The organism is Sphingomonas sp. (assembly GCF_042095875.1).
Taxonomy (GTDB): Bacteria; Pseudomonadota; Alphaproteobacteria; order Sphingomonadales; family Sphingomonadaceae; genus Sphingomonas.
Genome location: NZ_JBELMJ010000039.1, coordinates 23,241 through 31,635, shown reverse-complemented (window position 1 = coordinate 31,635; position 8,395 = coordinate 23,241). Strand labels below are relative to the sequence as shown.

Genomic DNA, 8,395 nt, shown 5'->3' with positions numbered 1-8,395 from the left:
GCCGCACAGAACGAGTGCAGTGGTGATGGCGCTGGCAAGACGCCGGATGGCGGTCATGTGCTCCCTTTCCTCAAGCCGTTGATGACGACGCGGCGAGGAATAGAGTTTGGCGAATTGCGGCCCGATCGACGCGGCATGAACATTCGGTCATGCGCGTGTCCTCAGGCATCACGATCCCTGTCGGATCGCCCGCCAGATCGCGCCGGCAAGCGCGCCGGCGTCGTGACGCAGGTAATGGTCGCCGGGCAAGGCGACGACGCGCACGTTGCGGCCGTGCAGCAGCGGACAGAGACTGGTTTCTTCCTGTACGCCGTGGATGCAGGTGACCGGCAGCCAGTCGATCGCTCGCGCGCTGGGCAGCGCTGGAAGATCGGGTGCCCCGTCAAGGAACCCGCCGGGTGTCGCCTTGAACAACAACGTCTCGCCTGGGACGGTCAGGATCACCTGCACGATGCGCGGCCGAAGGTCGGATGGCATGCCTGCGACGCCGTATTGCAGCATGTCGGCACCGAACGACTGGCCGATCAGGATCACCCGCCGCGCATTTGGCAGCGCCAGCGCGCGCCGGATAGTCTCCACGATCATCGTCCGCGTCTCATCTGGCGTGCGGCGACTGGCGAAGGCGGTGAGGCTATTGACTGCGAGCACCGGCACGCCCCGGTCCGCGATCGCCTGCACCACGCGCGACCCCATGCCGATGTTCAGCCCGGAGTCTCCCGACAGGAACACGGCCACGGTGCCGCGTTGCCTCATCGGTGCCGCGACGGATGCGGGAAACAGGCGATACACCGGCCCGCCGAACCAGCCCATGTAAGTGAGGAACCCGAGCGCGCCGAGGACCGGGGTCAGAATGGTGAGCACGATGGAGGAGCGGCGGCGACGGAGCATGGCTCATCCTGTCAACGTATAGGTGATGTCGAAGCAGGCGACGGTCAGCGTCAGCATTGCGGTGATGAAGGTGACGTCCGCGACCCGCTCCATGCGATGCAGTCGGCGATGGTCGCCCCGCCGCAGCGCGATGTACGATGCCAGGGTCGCGACCAGGAAGCACAATGCGTCGAACGCCAGCAGGTCGTCGGCCAATCCCGCGCGACGCCCGTTGATCTGACCCAGGTGCAACAGGCTGATGCCCGTCAGGCACACGCCCACCATCCCCGCCGCGATCGGACAGATCATCCGGCAGGTCCGCTCGTCGAGCACGCGTCGCCGGGTGCCGCGGTCGGGGTGCGCGTTGTTCACCGATCGCGACCTAGGGACGCGGCCTTGTCAGCGTGCTGGCAGTGGCATGAGCATTTCGTAATGTCGCGCCCATAGCCCGAACCTGCGGATCGGCCGACGGCGGGAACACGGCTCGGCTCGCGCAAGAGGAACGCTCATGCTTCCCTGGTCATCAGACGCTGTCGCGATGCGCATCATCGCCGAGTTGCTGGCATCGCTGCAACCGGCAAAGCCGGTGTGGCAATGAACGATCTGCGCTTTATCCGCCGTGCGGCGCAGCTGCTCGCGATGCTCGCACTACTAGGCGGCGCGCTCGCGTTGCGCGCGCTCCATGCCAATCGTGGTGTCGACGGCACCGCCGCCGGCGCGACGCTGACCGGCTCGTTGCCGGTCGTCACCAGCCTCAAGGCGCACGGCGCGGCCGATCGCGCCGGGCTGCGCGTCGGCGACGTGATCGAACGCGTCGACGGACGCGTGCCGCAATCGCTTGCCCAGGTCGAGCGGACGATGGCATCGGGGCAGCACACCGAGCTGGCGGTGCGGCGTGCCGGGCATCTGGCCGACGTCATCATGTTTTGAGGAACGGAGCGCGGCATGTCGCACAAGATCCTGCTGATCGAGGATGATGCGGCAACCGCGGCCTACATCTCCAAGGGATTGGTGGAAGAAGGTTTCGTCGTTGATTGCTGCGCAACCGGCCGCGACGGCCTGTTCCAGGCGACTGGCGGCGGTTACGACTGCATCGTGCTGGACCGTATGTTGCCCGGCATCGACGGCATGGCCGTGCTCGCGGGCATGCGCGGCGCAGGCGTGACCACCCCGGTCATCATCCTGTCCGCGCTCGGGTCGGCGGAGGATCGCGTAAAGGGTCTGGTCGGCGGATCGGACGATTACCTCGTCAAGCCGTTCGCCTTCGCCGAACTGCTCGCGCGCATCCGGCTTCAGGTGCGCCGCGGCACGGCAACGCCCGCGATCGAGACGGTGCTGCGCTGCGACGACCTCGAGATGGACCTGCTCGCGCACCGCGTGACCCGCGACGGCCGAGTACTGCCGCTGCAACCGCGCGAGTTCCGGCTGCTCGAGTATCTCCTGCGTCACGTCGATCAGGTCGTGACCCGCACCATGCTGCTCGAAGGCGTGTGGGATTATCATTTTGATCCCGGCACCAACGTCATCGACGTCCATCTCAGCCGGTTGCGCAAGAAGGTGGACGAGGGTTTCGCACGCCCGCTGCTCCACACCGTGCGCGGAGTCGGGTACCGGATGGGCGTGGGCGCCTGACATGAACTGGCGCTCGACGACGCTGCGCTTCGCCTCCTTGGTCTTCCTGCTGCAATGCGTCGCGGCGGCCGCTTTGCTTACCTGCGTACACTGGGTGGTGCGCAGCCAGGTTTACGCGTCCGCGATCCAGACCGGCGAGCTGCTGCGCCAGGACCTGCTCAGCGTACATGCCGGGGGCGGCGACGCCGCGTTGCGGCAGGCGGTGGCGCAGCGCAGCGCCGGCGATCCCGCAACCGCGGACGCCGTGCTGCTGCTCGCCGATCGCAGCGGCCGGATCGTCGCGGGCAATCTCTCGGCCTGGCCGCCCGACGTCGCGCTGTCAGATCGCAGCCATGCCGAACTGTACCGCGTGGGTCATGCCGCGCCCGAGGCGATGCTGCTCCACGTCTCCGACCTGCCCGGCGGATCGCGCCTGCTGACCGGCAGCGTCGTCGAAGACGAGATGAACATGATCCGCCTGCTCGAACTGGCGACCCCTGTAGCACTAGCGCTGGCCATCGCCTTTGCCGCGCTGGCGGCGTGGCTGGCAGCGCGGATGATCGTTCTGCGGCTCGACGGAACGATCGCCACGCTGGCGGCAGTGCGCGCCGGTGACCTCTCCCGCCGCGTGCCCGCGACCGGGGCGGAGGATGCCTTCGCCGTGCTCGCTGACACGATCAACGCCATGCTGGAGCGGGTCGAGCATCTGATGGGAGAACTGACGCTCGCCACCGACATGCTCGCCCATGACCTGAAATCCCCGCTTACCCGCCTCCACTCGGCGCTGGAGCGCGCCGTGCACAACATCGACACGCCCGCCGCCATCGGGGCGGTCGATCGCGCGATGGCGGAGGGCACGCGGGTCCTGCACATGGTCGAAACCGCACTCTCCATCACCCGAGCCGAGGCCGGGATCGGTCGCGACCTCTTCGTCGCCACCGACCTCGCCGCCGAACTACGCGACATCGCCGACATCTATGAACCTCTGGTCGAGGAAGCGGGGCGCACGATCCGCGTCGCCGGTGATGCAACGTTGATCTTGCCGCTTCACCGCGAACTCGTCGCGCAATCGCTCTCCAACCTGGTCGACAATGCGCTGAAATACGGCGCTGGCGCCATTACGCTGTCGGTTGAAGCTCGCGGAGGATGGGCCTGTCTGTCGGTCACCGACGAAGGGGCCGGCATCGCACCAGAGCACCGCGCTACCGCGCTTCGCCGCTTCGGACGCATCGAAGAAGCACGCGGTGGAACGGGAGCGGGACTGGGTCTGTCGCTTGTTGCGGCGGTTGCGCGGCTACACGGTGGTGACGTTTCGCTCGCAGGTGCCGGTGGCCTGCAAGTCATGCTTAGCCTTCCACTAACGCCGATGATAGATGTGGGCGCTATAAGTGCCGTGTCGATTGTTCCAACCATCGGACGCAGGTCGGCGAAAACATGACCTATGCGAGGCGCGAGGCAATACCGCCTTCCTAAACAGTTGAGCGGCTAACTTAAGCTATACAATGTCGCTGCTATTCTAGCCGCCATCATGGTAAACGCCATCTCCGAAGCATGCCTCGAATATGACGAAGCCGCGATCTGCCCGTAAACCTTGCTCGGGATAGGGGAGAGTCGGCGGAAGGCTGGTTAGGACGGGCGCCAGCGACGCCTCACCTCGTCGGCGTCTCGAGTCCGAGCTGTTGCTCGTCCGCGGTCGCGGCGATGAACTCGCCTCTGGCCTCAGGTCGTGCTCCGCGTCAGCTCATTCTGGCCCGACGTGTTCGAGATCGGCGGCGAGCGCTCGTCTTAATATTCGACCGGGAAGTCCTCCAAGCGATGCCAAACCTCATAGCCGACCGACACCGGTTCCATCCGAAGCCAGCCGCGGGCCTTCGCGCCGACGCCGGTCACGTGACCGGGACCATGCGCGCCGCGATCTCAGCGTATGGGCCAGCGCTTCTGCTGCTCAGAACAACGGCATGGCGCCGCGTGGCTGCTGCCGGCCATCCCTTCCCCGGCTTACCTCTACCCGCATCTTATGGCATCGCGAACGCGACATGGCGATCAGCGATACTTGGCAGTTCAGCGTCCACGCGCACGGCGATGAAGCGCAGCCGGTCGTCGTCATCGACGATTTCGCGCCCGACCCGCACGTGCTGCGCGAGGACGCGACGTTTCTCTCCTTCTCGCGGATCGGCGCACATTACCCCGGCGTCCGCGCACTCGTGCCTCAGGCGGTGCTGCGCCCGTTCATTACCGCGCTGTTGCCGATCATGCGGGAGGTGTTCGGGCTCGCCGACCTGTCGATCGTCGATAGCTTCTACTCGGTCGTCACGACACCGCCGTCCGACCTCGCGCCGATCCAGCGCCTCCCGCATTTCGACGAAGTCTCCCCCACCCGGCTCGCGCTGCTCCACTATCTGTCGCCCGACGAGCGGAGCGGCACCGCCTTTTTTCGCCAGCGCTCGACCGGTTACGAGTCGGTCGATGCCGCGCGCCTGGCCGCTTACCGCGCCGCGCTCGCCGACGATCTCGCGCGCCACGGCCTGCCGGATGCCGGCTATATCGGCGCGGACTCACCGGTGTTCGAGCGCGTGGCGCGTCATCAGGCACGCTTCAACCGCGCGATCCTCTACCGCTCAAACACCCTCCATTGTGCCGACATACCGCCCGACATGTCGTTCAGCCCCGACCCGTATGACGGCAGATTGACCGTCAACACCTTCCTCGACGCGCTGGGTTAAAGGGCCGCGGGCGTGCCGGCGCGGATGTGACTTCGCGGCCACAGCAGCGACACAGAGCGCGTTGCCGAGCCGGTGAATACGTATGTAGCTTTCTTGTGACACGGCCCGCATCAGCCGTAGGTCGCCTCCATCACGCCACATAGACACCTAGCGCGTCGCGCGCGGCAGGTGCGGCTTTCGGGGGAGGTTTCCTTTGTTCACGTCATTCACGCCATCTTTGTCCGCTCGCACGCACCTCAGCCTGCGTAGCAGCACGCTCGCCATCGCCGGCGTCATGCTGCTCGCCAGCGGCGCTGCTGCTGCGCAAGAGACACCGAACCCCAACGCACCGACCGCCAATCCCACGGGCGCGGTCACCGCGACGCAGCCGACGCCGCCCGCCGATCCGACGCCGGACGCCAATGCCAACCCCGATCCTACCGCGACCGGCACGGATGTCGGCGAAGGTACCGACATCGTCGTCACCGGCATCCGCGCCGGCCTCGCCAAATCGGCCGATATCAAGCGCCGCTCGACGCTGATCGTCGACTCGGTCTCGGCCGAGGACGTCGGCAAGCTGCCCGACGTGTCGATCGCCGACTCGCTCGCGCGTATTCCCGGCGTCACCGCGCAGCGGCTTGAGGGCCGCGACCAGCGGCTGTCGATCCGCGGCCTCGGCCCCGACTTCTCGACCACGCTGTTGAACGGCCGCGAGCAGGTGACCGTCGGCGACAACCGCGGCGTCGAGTACGACCAGTATCCGTCCGAATTCTTCCGCAACGTGAACGTCTACAAGTCGGCCGACGCGTCGCTGATCGCCGCCGGCATCTCGGGTACTGTTGACCTGCGCATGCTGCGCCCGCTCGACCAGTCGCAGCGCGTGTTCGCGATCAACGCGCGCGGGCAGATGAACGGGATCGACAACCTCAACCCCGACAGCTCGCGCTACGGTTATCGTGCCTCGGCGACCTACGTCGACAAGTTCGCCGACGACACGCTGGGCATCGCAGTGGGCGTGTCCGCGACGCAGACGCCATCGCAGAACGAGCGTTACAACGCATGGGGCTATAACGGTACCGGCACTGCCGCCGACCCGTACCGGCTGAGCGGCGCCAAGCCTTACGTCCAGTCGAACGAGCTCAAGCGCTACGGTGCGGTCGCGACGCTGGAGTGGCAGCCGAGCGACAACTTTCACTCGACCTTCGACGCGCTCTACTCGAACTTCAAGGAAACGCAGGTCCTGCGCGGCATCGAGTTCCCACTCGACGGCCAGGCGCGCAACGCGGACAACCCGACCGGCACCGTGCTGAGCAACACGACGGTCGAGAACGGTTTCCTCACCGCGGGCACGTTCAGCAACGTATTCGCGGTGCAACGCAACGATTATAACCGGCGCGACGCGGAGAACCTGTCGCTCGGCTGGAACAACGACTTCACGCTGGGCGAGACGACGCACTTCAACGTCGACGCGAGCTGGAGCCGCGCGACGCGCACCGACTTTCTGCTGGAAACCAACACCGGCACCGGCTTCGCCAAGAGCGGGCTGGCCGACACCGTTCGTGTCACGCAGAACGGCGACGGCACCTTCTCGTTCGCGCCGACGCTCGATTACACCAACACCAGCATCTTCAAGCTGACCGATCCGCAGGGCTGGGGCAACAACGGCACGCAGCAGGTCGTGCAGTCGGGCTTCCTCAACCAGCCCAAGTTCAAGGATGATCTGAAGTCGCTGCGCGCCAGCCTGAACGGCGAGTTCGAGGGCAGTGTGGTTAAGGGCTGGGAGGTCGGCGCCAACTACAGCCGCCGCAAGAAGACCAGCGAATACACATCGTTCTTCCTGTGCCCGCGCGGTGCGGGCACCAACTGCACGCTGGCGAGCGGCACGCCGACCAGCGCCAACGTGCCCGCCGAAGCGCAGCTTAACAGCAACATCCCGCTCACCTATCTCGGCATTCCGGCGATGCTGACGCTCGATCCGTTGTACCTGTACAACAATTCGCTGAACGCCGCCTTTGATGGACGCCCAGGCTCGCTGGTGCGCGACAATACCGTGACCGAGAACGTCTACACCGGTTACGCCAAGCTGACCGTCGACGGCGAGGTGAGCGGCAAGGCACTGAAGGGCGCTCTCGGCGTCCAGGCGATCTACACCGACCAGAGCTCGGACGGGCAGATCGCCGGCCTGACCGGCGGCGTGGTGACGATCGCCCCCGCGAACGAGGGCGCGAAGTTCTGGCGCGTGCTGCCGTCCGCTACCTTCTCGGTCGAACTGATCGACGGAGGTTACGTGAAGCTGGGCGCCTCGCGTACGATGGTGCGCCCGCGCCTCGACCAGGAGCGCGTGACACAGGACGTGAGCATCAGTCCGGGCAACATCGGCGTGCAGCCGATCGCGGTGAACCCGGTGTTCAGCTCGAACGGCGGCAACACCTCGCTGCGCCCGTACCAGTCGACCAACGTCGACGTGTCGCTGGAGAAGTATTTCGGCAGCGGCGGCGGCTACGTCGCGTTGTCGGGCTATTACAAGAAGCTCGACGACTTCGTGAACCCGGCGACGACGATCCCGTTCGACTTCTCGCCCCTGCTCTCGGCCCTCACCCCGGCGCAGCAGGCGCAGGCGATCGCCAACGGTCAGCAGATCGGCACCATCAGCCGCCCCGATAATTCGGGCCGCGGCGACATTCTCGGCGCGGAAGCGACCTTGTCGCTGCCGTTCCGCATGGTGACCAGCGCACTCGACGGTTTCGGCGCGTTCGTGACCGGCAATTACACGCAGTCGACGATCCGCTACGCCAACAATCCCGATCCGATCACCCTGCCCGGCCTGTCGAAGTGGACCGGCAGCGGTACCGTGTTCTTCGAGAAATGGGGTTTCCAGGCGCGCGCCAACTACCGCTACCGCTCGTCCTTCCTCGCGGAGGTCGCGGGTCTATCGGCCGCCCCGACGTTCCGCACCGCGCGCGCCGAGGCGATCCTCGATGCGCAGATCGGGTACGAGTTCCAGGACGGGCCGCTGCGCGGCTTCTCGATCATGGCGCAGGGCAAGAACCTGACCGATCGGCCGTTCATCACCTACAACACCGGTGAGCGCGATCAGGTCATCGATTACCAGCGCTACGGCCGCGATTACTACATTGGCCTGACCTACAAGTTCTGAGCCGTCCGGCTCGGGTAACGTTCTGATCCTCCCCGATCGGATCACTGGCCGCCTGCAT

At 66.1% G+C, this 8,395-nt stretch carries 7 protein-coding genes; 5 read left to right on the top strand and 2 right to left on the bottom strand.

Translation table 11 applies throughout. The annotated features are described in order from the left end of the window. Window positions 1-168 precede the first annotated feature (168 nt). Window positions 169-888: an AcvB/VirJ family lysyl-phosphatidylglycerol hydrolase gene (locus ACFDS6_RS12995; RefSeq protein ID WP_375272588.1), complete on the bottom strand. Its 720-nt coding sequence runs from the start codon at window positions 886-888 to the stop codon at window positions 169-171. 3 nt (window positions 889-891) lie between these two features. After that, window positions 892-1,239 (bottom strand): hypothetical protein, encoded by a 348-nt coding sequence (locus tag ACFDS6_RS12990; protein ID WP_375272587.1) that lies wholly within the window; start codon window positions 1,237-1,239, stop codon window positions 892-894. A gap of 222 nt (window positions 1,240-1,461) precedes the next feature. Here ACFDS6_RS12990 and ACFDS6_RS12985 point away from each other — a divergent pair, with 222 nt between their 5' ends. From ACFDS6_RS12985 to ACFDS6_RS12965, 5 genes are all read left to right on the top strand, one after another. Then, the gene (locus ACFDS6_RS12985; protein ID WP_375272586.1) at window positions 1,462-1,797 is read left to right on the top strand and encodes a PDZ domain-containing protein; all 336 of its coding nucleotides are present in this window, start codon (window positions 1,462-1,464) and stop codon (window positions 1,795-1,797) included. Window positions 1,798-1,812: 15 nt separating this feature from the next. Continuing rightward, entirely contained in the window at window positions 1,813-2,499 is a 687-nt protein-coding gene (locus tag ACFDS6_RS12980; RefSeq protein ID WP_375272585.1) for a winged helix-turn-helix domain-containing protein, read from the top strand. 1 nt (window position 2,500) lies between these two features. Next, the gene (locus ACFDS6_RS12975) at window positions 2,501-3,916 is read left to right on the top strand and encodes a sensor histidine kinase (RefSeq protein WP_375272584.1); all 1,416 of its coding nucleotides are present in this window, start codon (window positions 2,501-2,503) and stop codon (window positions 3,914-3,916) included. Window positions 3,917-4,514: 598 nt separating this feature from the next. Further along, on the top strand, window positions 4,515-5,201 hold the full coding sequence (locus ACFDS6_RS12970) for a DUF6445 family protein (RefSeq protein WP_375272583.1): 687 nt from the start codon (window positions 4,515-4,517) through the stop codon (window positions 5,199-5,201). 274 nt (window positions 5,202-5,475) lie between these two features. Beyond that, window positions 5,476-8,337 (top strand): TonB-dependent receptor, encoded by a 2,862-nt coding sequence (locus ACFDS6_RS12965; RefSeq protein ID WP_375272591.1) that lies wholly within the window; start codon window positions 5,476-5,478, stop codon window positions 8,335-8,337. Window positions 8,338-8,395 lie beyond the last annotated feature (58 nt).

Excerpts from the sequence above, each read along its gene's own strand:
- ACFDS6_RS12995 (WP_375272588.1), bottom strand. The coding sequence starts at position 888 with ATGCTCCGTCGCCGCCGCTCCTCCATCGTGCTCACCATTCTGACCCCG.
- ACFDS6_RS12985 (WP_375272586.1), top strand. The coding sequence starts at position 1,462 with ATGAACGATCTGCGCTTTATCCGCCGTGCGGCGCAGCTGCTCGCGATG.
- ACFDS6_RS12980 (WP_375272585.1), top strand. The coding sequence starts at position 1,813 with ATGTCGCACAAGATCCTGCTGATCGAGGATGATGCGGCAACCGCGGCC.
- ACFDS6_RS12975 (WP_375272584.1), top strand. The coding sequence starts at position 2,501 with ATGAACTGGCGCTCGACGACGCTGCGCTTCGCCTCCTTGGTCTTCCTG.
- ACFDS6_RS12970 (WP_375272583.1), top strand. The coding sequence starts at position 4,515 with ATGGCGATCAGCGATACTTGGCAGTTCAGCGTCCACGCGCACGGCGAT.
- ACFDS6_RS12965 (WP_375272591.1), top strand. The coding sequence starts at position 5,476 with ATGCTGCTCGCCAGCGGCGCTGCTGCTGCGCAAGAGACACCGAACCCC.